Annotated in this window: 12 protein-coding genes and 2 pseudogenes; 8 read left to right on the forward strand and 6 right to left on the reverse strand. The window is 63.5% G+C overall.

What is annotated here, in order from left to right; genetic code table 11:
- Nucleotides 1-8 precede the first annotated feature (8 nt).
- Complete coding sequence (locus LB559_RS25350) at nt 9-761, forward strand: SDR family NAD(P)-dependent oxidoreductase (RefSeq protein ID WP_013529556.1); 753 nt, start codon at nt 9-11, stop codon at nt 759-761.
- A gap of 13 nt (nt 762-774) precedes the next feature.
- On the opposite strand, the gene LB559_RS25355 is transcribed toward LB559_RS25350, so the two are convergent.
- Nucleotides 775-1,695, reverse strand: coding sequence for a zinc-binding dehydrogenase (locus LB559_RS25355; RefSeq protein WP_224621315.1), 921 nt, complete (start codon nt 1,693-1,695; stop codon nt 775-777).
- Nucleotides 1,696-1,832: 137 nt separating this feature from the next.
- Here LB559_RS25355 and LB559_RS25360 point away from each other — a divergent pair.
- A pseudogene (locus tag LB559_RS25360) lies at nt 1,833-2,637 on the forward strand (AraC family transcriptional regulator).
- A gap of 70 nt (nt 2,638-2,707) precedes the next feature.
- Here LB559_RS25360 and ybaL read toward each other — a convergent pair.
- Nucleotides 2,708-4,504: a YbaL family putative K(+) efflux transporter gene (gene ybaL / locus LB559_RS25365; RefSeq protein WP_024502843.1), complete on the reverse strand. Its 1,797-nt coding sequence runs from the start codon at nt 4,502-4,504 to the stop codon at nt 2,708-2,710.
- A 219-nt stretch (nt 4,505-4,723) separates the two neighbouring features.
- Nucleotides 4,724-5,173, reverse strand: a complete 450-nt coding sequence (locus LB559_RS25370) for a host attachment protein (RefSeq protein ID WP_013529560.1) — start codon at nt 5,171-5,173, stop codon at nt 4,724-4,726.
- 420 nt (nt 5,174-5,593) lie between these two features.
- Between LB559_RS25370 and cysG the strand changes: the two genes are divergently transcribed.
- The 6 genes and pseudogenes from cysG to LB559_RS25400 all read left to right on the forward strand — a co-directional run bounded on the left by cysG (nt 5,594) and on the right by LB559_RS25400 (nt 12,197).
- Nucleotides 5,594-7,045, forward strand: a complete 1,452-nt coding sequence (cysG, locus tag LB559_RS25375; protein WP_024502841.1) for a siroheme synthase CysG — start codon at nt 5,594-5,596, stop codon at nt 7,043-7,045.
- Complete coding sequence (locus LB559_RS25380; protein ID WP_013529562.1) at nt 7,042-7,335, forward strand: DUF2849 domain-containing protein; 294 nt, start codon at nt 7,042-7,044, stop codon at nt 7,333-7,335. Before cysG ends, LB559_RS25380 begins: the two co-directional genes overlap by 4 nt.
- A 43-nt stretch (nt 7,336-7,378) precedes the next feature.
- Nucleotides 7,379-9,049, forward strand: coding sequence for a nitrite/sulfite reductase (locus tag LB559_RS25385; protein ID WP_013529563.1), 1,671 nt, complete (start codon nt 7,379-7,381; stop codon nt 9,047-9,049).
- Nucleotides 9,024-9,788: a phosphoadenylyl-sulfate reductase gene (locus LB559_RS25390; protein ID WP_224675245.1), complete on the forward strand. Its 765-nt coding sequence runs from the start codon at nt 9,024-9,026 to the stop codon at nt 9,786-9,788. The genes LB559_RS25385 and LB559_RS25390 overlap by 26 nt, the downstream gene beginning before the upstream one ends.
- A gap of 172 nt (nt 9,789-9,960) precedes the next feature.
- Entirely contained in the window at nt 9,961-10,494 is a 534-nt protein-coding gene (locus LB559_RS25395) for a DUF934 domain-containing protein (protein WP_224675246.1), read from the forward strand.
- A gap of 97 nt (nt 10,495-10,591) precedes the next feature.
- Nucleotides 10,592-12,197 (forward strand): annotated as a pseudogene (locus LB559_RS25400) (GMC family oxidoreductase).
- A 126-nt stretch (nt 12,198-12,323) separates the two neighbouring features.
- Here the strand turns inward: LB559_RS25400 and LB559_RS25405 are convergent.
- The 3 genes from LB559_RS25405 to LB559_RS25415 form a co-directional block, all read right to left on the reverse strand.
- On the reverse strand, nt 12,324-13,346 hold the full coding sequence (locus LB559_RS25405; RefSeq protein ID WP_013529567.1) for a fatty acid desaturase: 1,023 nt from the start codon (nt 13,344-13,346) through the stop codon (nt 12,324-12,326).
- Between the two features lie 152 nt (nt 13,347-13,498).
- Nucleotides 13,499-14,002: a hypothetical protein gene (locus LB559_RS25410; protein ID WP_318014183.1), complete on the reverse strand. Its 504-nt coding sequence runs from the start codon at nt 14,000-14,002 to the stop codon at nt 13,499-13,501.
- Nucleotides 13,977-14,177, reverse strand: coding sequence for a hypothetical protein (locus tag LB559_RS25415; protein WP_013529569.1), 201 nt, complete (start codon nt 14,175-14,177; stop codon nt 13,977-13,979). The genes LB559_RS25410 and LB559_RS25415 overlap by 26 nt, the downstream gene beginning before the upstream one ends.
- Nucleotides 14,178-14,296 lie beyond the last annotated feature (119 nt).

Here is a 14,296-nt window from a genome sequence, read left to right on the forward strand (position 1 = left end):
GACCTGAAATGACTGAACTCGACACCCGAAAGACCATCGTGCTGACCGGCGCCAGCCGCGGCATCGGCCACGCCACCGTCAAGCGTTTTTCGCGCGAGGGCTGGCGCGTCATCACCTGCTCCAGGCAGGCTTTCGCCGAGGACTGCCCGTGGCCGGCCGGGCCGGAAGACCACATCAAGGTCGATCTCGCCGATCAGGAGGATGTCGGCATCGCCGTCTCCGAAATTCGCCACCGGCTGGAAGCGCATGGCGGCCAATTGCATGCGCTGGTCAACAATGCCGGCATTTCGCCGAAGCTCAAGGACGGCAACAGCCGCATGAATTCGATCGACACGCCGATGCATGTCTGGCGCGACGTGTTCCAGGTCAATTTCTTCGCGCCGATCATGCTGGCGCGCGGGCTGTTCAAGGAACTGGCGGCGGCCAAGGGCTCGATCGTCAACGTAACCTCGATCGCCGGAACCCGCGTGCATCCTTTCGCAGGCACGGCCTACGCGACATCGAAGGCGGCACTCGGCTCGCTGACGCGCGAGATGGCGCATGATTTCGGTCCGCACGGCATCCGCGTCAACGCGATTGCGCCGGGCGAAATCGATACCGCGATCCTGTCGCCGGGCACGGACAAGATCGTCGAGACCATTCCTCTCAGGCGCCTTGGCACCACGGCCGAAGTCGCCGACATCATCTTTTTCCTATGCTCGCAGCAGGCGTCGTATGTGACTGGCTCGGAAATCCACATCAATGGCGGCCAGCACGTGTGACAAAACAGGATGCTCATCCTGTTATGGTGAGAACAGCCTTGCCGCTGAGGCTGCGCTGGCGCAGTGCGTCCAGCGCTTGAGCGACGTCTGTCCACGGCGCCGTCAAGGCCACGCGCGTTTCGAGCCGGCCGGCTGCGACCAGAGCGAGCAGTGAGGCGATGTCCTCGCCGATGCCTGGACCAGACGTGTAGTACGCAAAAGTCTGAAGCCTTGCCCCTTCATGATCCGGAACGAACTGGCGGAATCCGACGGGCGTCAGCTCGCCGCTGCTCGAACCGAACATGACGATGGTCCCGCCAGGTGCGATACGTTCGATCGCGCGTGCGAGGCTTTGGCCGCCGACCGACTCGGTGACCAGCGAGAACGGCCCCTCGGCCAGATCGATCGCTTCGACAACCTGCTCGGCTCCCAGACCGCGGAGATCGTCGGCGTGCCGGGCCGCGGCGATTGCCGTCACCGAGGCGCCTTGCTCGCGGGCGATCTGGATCTGAAAACGGCCGACCGCTCCGCTTGCACCGGTGATCAAGACCTGCTGGCCGGCGAGGTCGCCGCCATGGCGTAGAGTCCTTAGTGCCGTCGTACCGGCGACAGGAAGCGTGGCTGCGGAAACGAAACTGACGTCATCCGGCAGGACGGCGAGACGGTCGATTGGGACTGCGATGCGTTCGGCCCAACCGGCCTCGTCGACCAAAGCAACAACCCGGGCGCCGACGGCTGGCCCGGAACCATCGGCTGCTCTTCGTTCGACAATCCCCGCGATGTCCTGGCCGGGTATCCAGCCCTCGGGGCGTATGGCAAGCAGGCGCAGTTCGCCCCGGTTCAACGAAGTTGCGTGGACAGAGACAAGCGCTTCGTTCGAAGCCGGTTGAGGCTCGGCGATGTCGGCGAGCCTCAACCCGGTCGCGCTTTCGGGAGAGATGACCAGGGCGAGCATGGCGTACCTTGTTGCTGGCTTGTCGGTGCCAGCTTGCTGTGGAAAGCACGGCAAGCTGAGTACGAGCCGGAGCTTATCGACTTTCGCTGTTAAAGAATTTAGCTATCGTGGCGTTTAATCGCTAATAACAGTCAACCATGAGACAACCCCTCAGCTACCCCTGGCTCGATCTCGATGTGGATGACCCTGCCGCGCCGGCGATTGTCGTGCGCGTTCCCCGAGACCAGAGCGGAAGTCCCCGCCCATCGGCACCGCAAAGGCCAACTCGTCTTCGCACTCGGCGGTGGCGTCACATGCCGCGTTCCAAGCGGTCTATGGATGGTGCCGCCGCATTGCGGGGTGTGGATCCCCGGCGGCATGGAGCACAGCAATGTCGCAACCGCCAACGCCCGGATTTTTTTCGTCTACATAGAGCCGGGAGCCGCCGATCTGCCGGAGCGGTGCTGCACGTTTTCAATCTCGCCCCTGCTGCGCGAATTGATCATCGAGCTTTCCGATCGGGTGGAGGGTGACGGGGCGAGGGGCGAACTCTTGACCAAGATGCTGCTCACCGAATTGCCACGCATGCCTGTCCAGCAATTGCACCTGCCGATCTCGTCCGAGCCACGCTTGAACAGGATCGCCGAAGCGTTGGCGCAAGATCCTGCCGACCGCAGCACACTGGCGGAATGGGCCAACCGCATCGCGCTCAGCGAGAGCAGCCTCGCCCGCCTTGTGGCAAAGGAGACGGGGCTGAGTTTCGGGCGCTGGCGCCAGCAATTGCACTTGATCGTTGCAATTCGGGAACTGGCTTCCGGCAAGAGTGTCCAGCAGGTCTCGGGCGATCTCGGCTATGGTTCCGTTACGGCTTTCATCATCATGTTCAAGAAGGCGCTTGGGAAGCCGCCGGCCAAATACCTCAGCGGTATCGCGCAAAATGGCGGCTCTGCATTCGTGGCGTGATGCTCGCTTGAAAGGGTGGTCGAGCCGATCACGTTGCCAGCGTGCGAGAGTGCAGCTTGGGCTTTGGGACTCAGGCCACCGACGGCTCGGCGGTTTCGCGCCTCAACTCCGGTTTGGAACCGAGAACTTCTTCCACAATCCCGCGCGCAATCTCGCGCTCGCCCATGATCACCGTATCGGCGCCCAAACCCTTGAGATGTTCGACCTCGGCATCGGAATGGGCACGGGCGATGACGTTGATAGCGGGATTGGCGGCGCGGGCGCGGAGCACGATCTGGCCGGCTTCGAAGGCATTGGGGATCGCAAGGATCAGCCGGCTGGCGCCCTCGGGATTGGCGGCGGCGAACACTTCGGCATTGGCCGCATTGCCGGCGACGGTCTCGACGCTGTCCGCTTTCAGCTTCGCCAGCGTCTTGTCGGCGTCCTCGATGACCAGGAAGGGCATTGCCGCGCCTTTCAGGGCCGAGCCGACCAGGCCACCGACACGGCCGTAGCCGATCAGGATGGCATGGCCGGTGAGTGTCGTCTTTGGCGGCGGCCCGTCCTCCTTTTTCGCCGCTGCCGCGACAGAGGCCACCTGGCCCGGCTCCGTCGCCGGACCAACCGGTTTTGCCTCGACCGGTGGTGCCGTCCTGGCGGCGCGCCGTTCCAGCCACGGCTTCATCCAGTCGATGGCCAGGAACATCAGCGGGTTGAGGACGATCGACAGGATCGCACCGGCCAGAATGAGGTCGCGGCCCTGTTCCGGCAGCAGCTTCAGCCCGACGCCGAGTTCAGCCAGGATGAAGGAGAACTCGCCGATCTGGGCGAGGCTTGCCGAGATTATCAGCGCCGTGGCGATGGGATAGCCGAAGGCAACAACGATGGCGAACGCGGCCAGTGATTTGCCGATGACGATGATGGCGAGCGTCGCCAGGATCGGCCAACCATTGCTGATCAGGCTGAACGGGTCGAACAGCATGCCGACCGAGACGAAGAACAGCACGGAGAAGGCATCGCGCAGCGGCAGCGATTCTTCCGCCGCGCGGTGGCTGAGTTCGGATTCGCTCATGATCATGCCGGCGAAGAAGGCGCCCAGCGCCAGCGAGACACCGAACAGTTTGGCCGCACCGAAGGCGACGCCGAGCGCGATGGCCAGAACCGCCAGCCGGAACAGTTCGCGCGAACCGGTATGGGCGACATAGTGCAGGATCCAGGGAATGACCCGGCGGCCGACCACCAGCATGACGATGACGAAAGCGGTGACCTTGGCCAGTGTGATGCCGACGACGCCCCAGATGCCGTAGCTGGCCGGCAGCGACAGCAGGCCGCTGGCATGGGCGTCGGCCTGCTCCTGGCCGCCGAGCACGCCAGCGAGCGCCGGCAGCAGCACCAGCGCCAGCACCATGGCCAGATCCTCGACGATCAGCCAGCCGACGGCGATGCGGCCGCGCTCGGTCTCGATCATCCGCCGTTCCTGCAGGGCACGCAGCAGCACCACGGTCGAGGCGACCGACAACGCCAGGCCGAACACCAGCCCCGCGCCCATCGACCAGCCGAGCATCCAGGCAAGACCAGCGCCAAGCGCGGTGGCAAAGCCGATCTGGACGATGGCGCCCGGCACGGCGATGGCACGCACCGACAGCAGATCCTTGAGCGAGAAGTGCAGCCCGACGCCGAACATCAGCAAGATGACGCCGATTTCGGCCAGTTCGTTGGCAAGCCCGGCATCGGCGACGAAGCCGGGCGTGTTCGGCCCGACCAGCACGCCGGCTATGAGATAACCGACCAGGGGCGGAATGCGGAAGCGGTTGGCGAGAGCCCCGAAGACGAAAGCCAGCCCCAGACCGGCGACGATGGTGGCGATAAGGGGCGTGTCATGCGGCATTGTCTATGGAGCGCCTTTCAAGTCAGCGATGTTGGATGAGCGCCGCCCAAGGCCGCCGCCTGTTTGCAATATGGTGGATGGTATGTCGGCGATGCAACCCGCAAAGCCGTGAAATCGACGGCGCTGCCGCGAAAATTTGACCGGCAGCTGAGAAAGCTGCCGGCCGGATCGGAATTTGTGCGGAGCTATTCGTCTCGATTCGTCAGGGCCGATCGATGATCAGGCTGCCCGCAGCAAGGCCTCGATTTCCGGTATGGCATGGTTGGTCAATGTCTTGGGAATTTCGGCGGTCACCTTGTCCCCGACCTCCTTGTGCAGCTTTTTGCGCATTGTCCCAAGCACCACCGGCGGCGCGACGAGCACGATCTCGCTGAACTCGCCGTCATGCGCGAGCTTGTAGAGCCGGGCGGCGATTTCATCGGCAAAACGCTCCTTGCCGATGCGGTGCCAGTCCGTATCCTCGACTGCGCTGCGGTGTACGGAGGGACCATCACTGTATCGGCCGGGGCTGTCACTGCCTTGCTCGCGGGTGGGCGGGTTGTCCTGCTGCATTTCCTGCACCACCTCGAGATTCGGATATTTGTTGTCACCGGCGTTCCTGAGGAAAAGCGCCTTCTCGCCATCGGCCACGATCACCCAGATACCGTGCTTGAGTATGATTGTGTTCATGATGACAGGGCTCCTTTTTAGCCGCGTGGCGACTTTAGTTGGCATTCCGCAGCCGGATTTCGATCCGACATGACGGGCCTTTTGAGAACGCACCTCGAGCCGGTAATGTTCCAGTCGGCAGCCACGTCGGCGTTGGACATTCTGGCTATCCCGAGGTCGCGACTTTAATCTACTAACTTGGTAGAATTTAGAAAAAACAGTTTTGCGGCTTTTCTCGCCGGGCGCTAAAAGAGCCACAAATCAAGGCCTGCGACAGAAGCTTGAATCCGCTCTATCTGTAAATGAGAAATATTTTTCTCTTGGCCGGGATGCTTTCAGAAAAGCAATTGCATCCCGATAAGGGATGCGCGAGTGCGTTCCTTCTGGTTTCTCGCGCTCGCGCGTAGAACTGCAAGCTCATTGAGGATTCCGCTCGCGTCCATGTCGCACACTGCTCCCAAGCTCAACGCCTTCCCCGTGTTCATGCGGGTTGAGGGCGAAGCTGTGGCCATCGTCGGGGGCGGCGAAGAGGCGCTGGCCAAGGCGCGGCTGATCGGACAGTCGAGCGCGCTCCTGCGGATCGTCGCGGAACACGCCGAGCCCGACCTGCTCGCCTTCGTCGCCCAGGCCGGCGCGACTCATTTTGCCGCGGCTTACGAGGCGTCGCAGCTCGAAGGCGCGGTCATGGTGTTTGCCGCCAGCGGCGACGAGGAACTCGACCGCCGGGTGGCCGCGGATGCGCGCCGCCTAGGCATTCCGGTCAATGCCGTCGATCGGCCTGAGCTTTGCGATTTCTTCACCCCGGCGCTGGTCAACCGTGCGCCGGTGGCCATCGCCATCGGCACCGAGGGTGCAGGCCCGGTGCTTGCCCAGATGTTGCGCGGCCGCATCGACCGCATGCTGTCGCCGTCGCTCGGGCCGCTGGCAATTCTTGCGGCTTCGTTTCGCGGGGCTGCCGAGAAGCTGCTGCCGAGAGGCAATGCCCGCCGCCGCTTCTGGAATGATTTCTTCGCTGGCGCTCCTGCGCGCGCGGCTGAAGCCGGCCAGCTTTCGCAGGCGCATGACGCCGCCGTCGATCTTCTGCTGTCGAACACGCCCGCTTGCGGTCACATCGCGCTGGTTGGCGCCGGTCCGGGCGCCGAGGATCTATTGACCTTGCGAGCCCATCGTCTGCTGATGGAAGCCGATGTCATCGTCCATGACGCCCTTGTGCCCGAGGCGGTCGTTGCCATGGGTCGCCGCGATGCCGAGCGCCTGCCGGTCGGAAAGCGCAAGGGCTGCCACACCAAGAGCCAGGCTGAGATCAATGCGCTGCTGGTCGAGCTTGGCCGTGAAGGCAAGCGTGTCGTGCGGCTGAAGTCGGGCGATCCGCTGGTGTTCGGCCGGGCCGGCGAAGAGATGGCGGCACTTCGCGACGCCGGCATCGCCTATGAGGTGGTTCCGGGCGTCACCGCGGCCTTCGCCGCCGCCGCCGATTTCGAACTGCCGCTGACCTTGCGCGGTGTCTCCTCGTCGATGGTGTTCACCACCGGCCACGACCTCAAGGGCAATTCGCTGCCCGACTGGGCCAAGCTCGCGATTTCCGGCGCTACCGTCGCCGTCTATATGGGCCGCTCGGTGGCGGCCGAGGTTGCCGGACGGCTGATCGAGGCCGGCCTGTCGCCGGACACTGCGGTGGCCGTGGTCGAGAATGCCAGCCTCGCCAACCGGCGGCGCTTCCACGGCACGCTTGCCGACCTGCCGTCGCTGGAAGCGCGCGCCGATCTTTCCGGTCCGGTCATGACCATCATCGGCGATGCGGTCGCCGGCGCCAACTTTGAACGGTCCGAGCCGCTGGCGGCACACAGGCATGAAGGCGCGTCCAGTTCGGTCGCCGAAGGAGTTCAGCAATGAAGATACTGACCGCCAACCGCCTCACCGACGGCATCGCCGTATGGTACGCCGATGGCGGCTGGGCCGAGACGGTGGATCATGCCGACCTCGCCCATGACAAGGCAGCCGATGACAGGCTCGAGGCGATCGGCGCCAAGGCCTATGCCGCCAACGAAGTGGTCGACGTCAATTTGATCGACGCCGAAGTCGTCAACGGCGTCGTCCAACCGGTGCGGCTGCGCGAGAAGATCCGCGCCGCCGGCCCGACCATCCGCAACGATCTCGGCAAGCAGGCTGCGCGGGCAGCATAACCAAGACACCAGGCATGGGCGGACGCGCCCCGAAAGACCAAGCATGTACCGTTACGATGAGTTCGACCACGATTTTGTCCAGGCCCGCGTCGCCGAGTTCAGCGACCAGGTGCAGCGCCGTCTTGCCGGCGAGATCACCGAGGACCAGTTCCGGCCATTGAGGCTGATGAACGGCGTCTATCTGCAGCTGCATGCCTACATGCTGCGCATCGCGGTACCCTATGGCACGCTGAACGGCAAGCAGCTGCGCATGCTCGGCCACATCGCCCGCAAATACGACAAGGGCTACGGCCATTTCACCACGCGCCAGAACATCCAGTTCAACTGGCCGGCGCTGTCGGACATTCCGGCGATCCTGGCCGATCTCGCAAGCGTGGAGATGCACGCCATCCAGACCAGCGGCAATTGCATTCGCAACGTCACCGCCGACCACTTCGCCGGCGCTGCCGCCGACGAGGTCGCCGATCCGCGTCCCTACGCGGAAATCCTGCGCCAGTGGTCGTCGGTGCATCCGGAATTCTCGTTCCTGCCACGCAAGTTCAAGATCGCGGTGACGGGGGCCGAGCGCGACCGCGCCGCCATCCAGACCCACGACATCGGCCTGCACCTGAAGAAGAACGCCGCCGGCGAACTCGGTTTCGCCGTCTATATCGGCGGCGGCCAGGGCCGCACGCCAATGGTTGCCCGCAAGATCCGCGACTTCCTGCCGGAAGCCGACCTTTTGTCCTACTGCACGGCGATCCTGCGCGTTTACAACCTCTATGGCCGCCGCGACAACAAGTACAAGGCGCGCATTAAGATCCTCGTCCATGAGACCGGCGTCGAGGAGATCACCCGCCAAATCGAGGCCGAGTGGCAAGAGTTGAAAGACGCCCAGCTGAAGCTGCCGGAAGCCGATATCCGCGCCATCGAGGCCTATTTCGCGCCACCGGCACTCGCTGAGCGGCCGGAAGGCGACCAGGCGGTCAAGCTGGCGCGGCTCGATTCCAAGGGGTTCTCGGAGTGGCTCGACCAGAATGTCGTGACGCACCGCCATCCCGATTATGCGGCTGTGACGATCTCGCTGAAGGGCATCGGCGAGGTGCCTGGCGACGCCTCGGACAGCCAGATGGACGCAATTGCCGACATCGCCGAGACATATGGCTTTGACGAGCTGCGTGTCAGCCATGAGCAGAACCTGATCCTGCCGCATGTGGCCCGCGCCGACCTCAAGGCGGTCTATGATGCGCTGGTCGGCATCGGCCTGGCGACGGCCAATTCCAACCTGATATCGGACATCATCGCTTGCCCGGGCCTCGACTACTGCGCGCTGGCCACGGCGCGCTCGATCCCGATCGCGCAGGAAATCTCGCGCCGCTTCGCCTCGCTTGAGCGGCAGCGCGAGATCGGCGAACTGAAGCTGAAGATCTCCGGCTGCATCAACGCCTGCGGTCATCACCATGTCGGCCACATCGGCATCCTCGGCGTCGAGAAGAAGGGCTCCGAACTCTATCAGGTGACGCTGGGCGGCTCGGCCGACGAGAACACCTCGGTCGGCGAGATCATCGGCCGCGGCTTCTCTTCGGAAGAGATCACCGACGCCATCGAACAGATCGTCGAGACCTATCTCGGCCTTCGGCTCGACCCACAAGAGAAATTCATCGACGCCTACCGCCGAGTCGGTCCCGCGCCGTTCAAGGAGGCGCTCTATGCTGGCGAAGCCAAGGCCGCTTGACCGTATTGGAGACGTCGATGACGGCATCGCCGCCAAAGCGGCAGGGCTCGATGCGCTCTATGGTCATCTGAAGCCGCTCGAGATCATCGAACGCTCGGCCCGCGAACTGTTCCTCGACGAGATCGCGGCGGTGTCGTCGTTCGGCGCGGATTCGGCTGTGCTGCTGCACATGATCGCCAAGATCGACCGGACGCTGCCGGTCATCTTCCTCGACACCGGCAAGCATTTCGAGGAGACGCTCGGCTATCGCGATGCGCTCGCCGCCGATTTCGGGCTGACCAACATAAGGGTGATCAAACCCGAGGAAGCAGCACTCGAACGGATCGATCCGACGGGCAATCTGCACCAAAGCGATACCGATGCCTGCTGCGACGTGCGCAAGGTGGAGCCGCTGGCGCGCGGTGTCGCGCCATTTCGTGCCTGGCTCACTGGCCGCAAGCGTTTTCAGGCCGAGACGCGGGCAGCGCTGCCGGTGTTCGAGGCGGTCGGGCCGCGCATCCGCATCAATCCGCTGGCGCATTGGATGACATCGGACCAGGCCGACTATATGCGCGCGCATGCGCTGCGCGAAAATCCGCTGGTCGCTTATGGCTATCTGTCGATCGGCTGCTTCCCGTGCACGCAGCCGGTGCAGCCGGGCGAGGACGCGCGCAGCGGCCGCTGGGCCGGTCATGCCAAGACCGAGTGCGGCATTCACCTGTCGGGGCTGGAGAAGTCGCTGACCGACGCATCCCTTTAGGATATGCTGATATTCAGGTAAGGCTGGCCTGCAAACGGCGGCTTCCTGCGCTTCCGGTGCTCACGTACTTCAAGTACGCTCCGCTCCGGTTCTCGGAAGCCGCCATTTTCGGCGCAGCCTGACCTGAATCTCAACACATCCTTGGTTCGTTTGACTGTTTAGGAACTTTTTGATGACTGGACCGACGACACCGGAAACCCGGCTCTGGACCCCTGCGGGTTTTCAGGAGGATGAGTGGACGCATGCCGAAAGCGCCGATGCGCTGTCCGGCAACGGCCGCTTCATCCTGCCGTTGCAAATCTTCCTCGATCTCGATCCGGAGGTGCGCCGCTCGGCCAAGGAACGGCTCGGCGTCCTGCTGCAGCCGGGTGATCCACTCGAGAAGATTGCCGACCTGCTCGACCAGCTGTCGCTGGTGGCGCTGGCCTTTCCGGCCTTCAGCGACGGCCGCTCCTTCTCCAAGGGAGAACTGCTGCGCGGCCGCTACCATTTCGAAGGTGCCGTTCGCGCCACGGGCCAGGTACTGGTCGACCAACTGCCGCATATGCTGCGCCTGGGCTTCGACGAGTTCGAGATATCGAACCCCGTGCTGTTGAAGCGTCTGGAGGAGGGCCGCACCGGCGGATTGGGGCTCTACTACCAGCCAGCCGCCGTGCCGGAACCAAAAGGCCCGAAATACTCCTGGCGGCGCGTTCGCAGCAGCTGACGTTGCGGTAATTCCGCGCGTCTTTACAACGCCCCCTGTTCAAGCCTTCTCTTGAGCTTCCGGATGGAAAATCCGGAATGATCGGGGAGGGGTCTTCATGCGTTACGACTATGTCATAGCCGGCGGTGGGTCCGCCGGCTGTGCGCTTGCCGCACGGCTTTCGGAAGATCCCTCGAAAACGGTCTGCCTGATCGAAGCTGGCGGCGAGGGCAGGGATATGCTGATCCGCGCTCCGGCTGGCATTATCGGTATGCTTTCCGGCCGGCCCAGGATCAACAACTGGGCCTTCGAAACCGTGCCGCAGCAAGGTCTTGGCGGCCGCAACGGCTACCAGCCGCGCGGCAAGGCGCTGGGCGGCTCCAGCGCCATCAATGCGATGCTCTATGTCAGAGGCCATCGCAGCGACTATGACGAATGGGCCGATCTGGGCTGTGAGGGCTGGTCGTGGGATGAGGTGCTGCCCTATTTCCGGCGCGCCGAAGGCAATGAGCGCGGCACTGATGCCCTGCATGGCGGGGACGGCCCGCTGAAAGTGTCGAACCAGCGCTCGCCGAGGCCAATCGCCAAGGCCTTCATAGAGGCTTGTGCCGAAAACCAGATTCGCGCCTCGGACGATTTCAACGGACCGGAACAAGAGGGCGCCGGCTATTTCCAGGTGACCCAATTTGCCGGTGGCGCCCGTAATGGCGAGCGCTGTTCGACTGCCGCCGCCTATCTCCATCCGGTGATGCAGCGGACCAATCTGACCGTGATCACGCGGGCGCACGCCACACGCATCGTCCTTGACGGCAAGCGGGCCACCGGTATCCGCTACCGGACACGCAAAGGCGAGGCAGTGGCGCAGGCGTCGTGCGAGGTGATCCTGTGTGGCGGTGCCTTCGGTTCGCCGCAGCTTCTGTTGCTGTCGGGTATCGGCCCGGCGGCCGAACTTGCCGTGCATGGCGTTCCCGTCGTCCACGAATTGCCGGGCGTCGGCAAGAACCTGCAGGACCACCTCGATTTCATCGTCGGCTGGAGATCGAAGGACACCGATATGCTTGGCATGAGCCCGCGCGGCGCGTTGGGTTTCCTACGGCATATCGCGCAGTGGCGGCGGGATGGGACCGGGCTGATCGCCTCGCCGGCGGCCGAGAGCGGCGCTTTCGTCAAATCCGACCCGGCGCTTGAGCGCCCTGACCTGCAGCTGCAATTCGTCATCGGGCTGGTCGAAAACCATGCGCGCACGCTGCACTACGGCTTCGGCTTCTCCTGTCATGTCTGCATATTGCGGCCCGCACTCGCGTGGCGAGGTTGGGCTGGCCAGCGCCGATCCACTTGCCGCGCCGCGCATCGATCCGCGCTTTCTCGGCGACCAGCGCGATACGGAGCTGCTGTTGAAAGGCGTGAGGATCACCCGGCAGGTGCTGGCTTCACCGGCGCTGACGCGCTACCGGCACAAGGAAATGCACATCGCCGGCGAGCCGAGCGATGCCGATCTGATGACCCATATCCGTACCCGCGCCGACACGGTCTATCACCCGGTCGGCTCCTGTCGGATGGGCGTCGACGAGATGGCGGTGGTCGATCCGCAACTCAAGGTGCGCGGGCTTGAAGCCTTGCGTGTCGTGGACGCCTCGGTGATGCCGACACTGATTGGTGGCAACACCAATGCGCCAACCATCATAATCGCCGAAAAGGCCGCCGACATGATCAGGGCTGCCTGATAGGAGCTCCAGGCCGCGGTGCCTATAGACTGGCGGTCGTTTTGTTTTTCTTGGTTTGATGCAATTGCCTCAGGGAAAACGTTACGTGCTTTCCCTGGAAACCGTTCACACCTCTGCTGGAATTGCTTAAGCCGCCGCTCGTGCCTCGCGGAACGACACCAGCTTGCGGCGGTTCTCGTCCCACAACGCCAGTTTAACGCAGCGCAGGCTTTCCAGCAGCGTGACACGGCCGATGTCGCGCAGCTCGGGATAATCCCGCAGCACTTCCTGCAACCGGTAGCACGGCACCTTGGCGGAGAGGTGATGGACGTGATGGACACCGATGTTGCCGGTGAACCAGTTCAGCACCGGCGGGAGGTCGTAATAGGACGATCCGTGCAAGGCAGCGTGCTGGAATTCCCAGTCGACATCCTTCGCCCATTCCGTTTCCTCGAACTGGTGCTGGACATAGAACAGCCAGATGCCGGCCGAACCGGCGAGGATGACGATCGGCAGGTGGACCACCAGGAACGCGCCGGGACCGACGAACCAAATGAGGATGGCTGCTGCGACCGCGATGCCAAGATTGGTGGTCATCGACGACACCCAAGGGGTCAGGCCGCCGCGCATCATGCCGACGGGCAGCCTTTGCTCGAAGATGAACAGCCAGATCGGACCGAGCCCGAACATCACCAGCGGGTGGCGATAAAGACGATAGGCAAGGCGGCCTCGCCACGACATCTGCCGGTATTCTGCAACGGTCAGCGTCCGGATGTCGCCCATGCCGCGTTCGTCAAGATTGCCGGCGCTGGCGTGGTGGGTCGCGTGGGCGCGCCGCCAGCAATCGTAGGGTGTCAGCGTCAGGATGCCGAGCGCGCGGCCGATCCAGTCGTCCGCGTAGCGATTGGCGAAGAAGGAGCCGTGGCCGCAATCGTGCTGGATCATGAAGATGCGCACCAGAAACCCGGCCGCGGGAAGGATGAGGATCAGTCCCCACCAATGGCCATAGGCATAGGCCGCCGAGGACAGGCCCCAGAGTATGGCGAATGGAATGAGAGTGATGGCGAGTTCGACGGTGCTGCGCCGCCTGTCAGGCTTCTTGTAGCGGGCGAGAATCTTCAGCCAGGCGCGCTTGCTGTTGGCGACCGTCTCAGGGGAAATCATGTTCATCAGGAAGCATAGGCGGGGTGCCTCGCCGCCGCAAGGCGACATCACGCAAAATTACTGTGCGTAATTGTCGCGTGGCCTGGCGGTCGAGCCAGCCAACCGCCGGTTCGACCTGCTGATGATTCTGAGCGTCGGTTTTCCGCTGGGGTCGATCGCTATTCGCGATCGAGGATGGGACAGCCGCGCTCGGTGCCAAAAGTCACGCGCACGCGGTCGCCACCCTGTCTGCCGCGGACTGTGATCTCCCGGCGGCCGACGGACTCTATCCTTGCGCGGCGGATGCCCATTCGGTCTGCCTTGTCGAGGGCCCGGTCCTCCGTGCAGCCTCGTTGACGGCGGTCACGCCGGTCGTCGCGACGGGGGCCTTCGCAATCGTCATAGGCGGGGTCGCAATCTTCCATGAGCTTCAGCCGCGGGCCATGTTTGCCCAATTGCAGCTGCAGATTGTCTGCTTGTGCCGGAAAAGCCGCCAAGGTGATGGCGCCGAGGCCGACAAGCGCCATCAGCGATGAGGTGATCGAAACCTTGCGCACTACGTCCTCCATTTTGAACCACAACACATCTATCCTTAGATGGTTCGGCTCTCCCCGGCTATTGCCGATAGGAGGTTTGCTGCCAAGATCGATTGTTGCGTTAACGCCGGCGCCAGCCGATGTCACCGCGCTCCGCCCCATCGAGGCGGTCGAGCAGTTCTCGGAGCCGGTCGGGAATGTCGGCCTCGGTGCGGAAGGCCGGCAAGGTGCGTAGAAAGCGGGTCACCGCCTCGGCACCCAACTGGCGCCTGACCTCGATGGCCAGCCCTTCTGCCTTTTCGCCCGTGTTGCGGGTCATCATCTTAAAATCCTGTGTCGGCTTCGAAACTCCTCCAGCAAGGGAATGGTTCCCCATCCTGCCTGTGGGGCAAGCAAAGCCGGCAGTTAAGGTAAAATTTGAATTAAAATCGAAATGTCTTG

Origin of the sequence: Mesorhizobium sp. BR1-1-3, assembly GCF_020165455.1 — a bacterium.
GTDB lineage: Bacteria > Pseudomonadota > Alphaproteobacteria > Rhizobiales > Rhizobiaceae > Mesorhizobium > Mesorhizobium ciceri.

What these genes read in the sequence shown, in the direction of transcription:
- LB559_RS25380 (WP_013529562.1), top strand. Translation starts at nt 7,042, where the DNA reads ATGAAGATACTGACCGCCAACCGCCTCACCGACGGCATCGCCGTATGG.
- LB559_RS25405 (WP_013529567.1), bottom strand. Translation starts at nt 13,346, where the DNA reads ATGAACATGATTTCCCCTGAGACGGTCGCCAACAGCAAGCGCGCCTGG.
- ybaL (WP_024502843.1), bottom strand. Translation starts at nt 4,504, where the DNA reads ATGCCGCATGACACGCCCCTTATCGCCACCATCGTCGCCGGTCTGGGG.
- LB559_RS25395 (WP_224675246.1), top strand. Translation starts at nt 9,961, where the DNA reads ATGACTGGACCGACGACACCGGAAACCCGGCTCTGGACCCCTGCGGGT.
- LB559_RS25350 (WP_013529556.1), top strand. Translation starts at nt 9, where the DNA reads ATGACTGAACTCGACACCCGAAAGACCATCGTGCTGACCGGCGCCAGC.
- LB559_RS25370 (WP_013529560.1), bottom strand. Translation starts at nt 5,173, where the DNA reads ATGAACACAATCATACTCAAGCACGGTATCTGGGTGATCGTGGCCGAT.
- LB559_RS25385 (WP_013529563.1), top strand. Translation starts at nt 7,379, where the DNA reads ATGTACCGTTACGATGAGTTCGACCACGATTTTGTCCAGGCCCGCGTC.
- LB559_RS25390 (WP_224675245.1), top strand. Translation starts at nt 9,024, where the DNA reads ATGCTGGCGAAGCCAAGGCCGCTTGACCGTATTGGAGACGTCGATGAC.
- LB559_RS25415 (WP_013529569.1), bottom strand. Translation starts at nt 14,177, where the DNA reads ATGATGACCCGCAACACGGGCGAAAAGGCAGAAGGGCTGGCCATCGAG.
- cysG (WP_024502841.1), top strand. Translation starts at nt 5,594, where the DNA reads ATGTCGCACACTGCTCCCAAGCTCAACGCCTTCCCCGTGTTCATGCGG.
- LB559_RS25355 (WP_224621315.1), bottom strand. Translation starts at nt 1,695, where the DNA reads ATGCTCGCCCTGGTCATCTCTCCCGAAAGCGCGACCGGGTTGAGGCTC.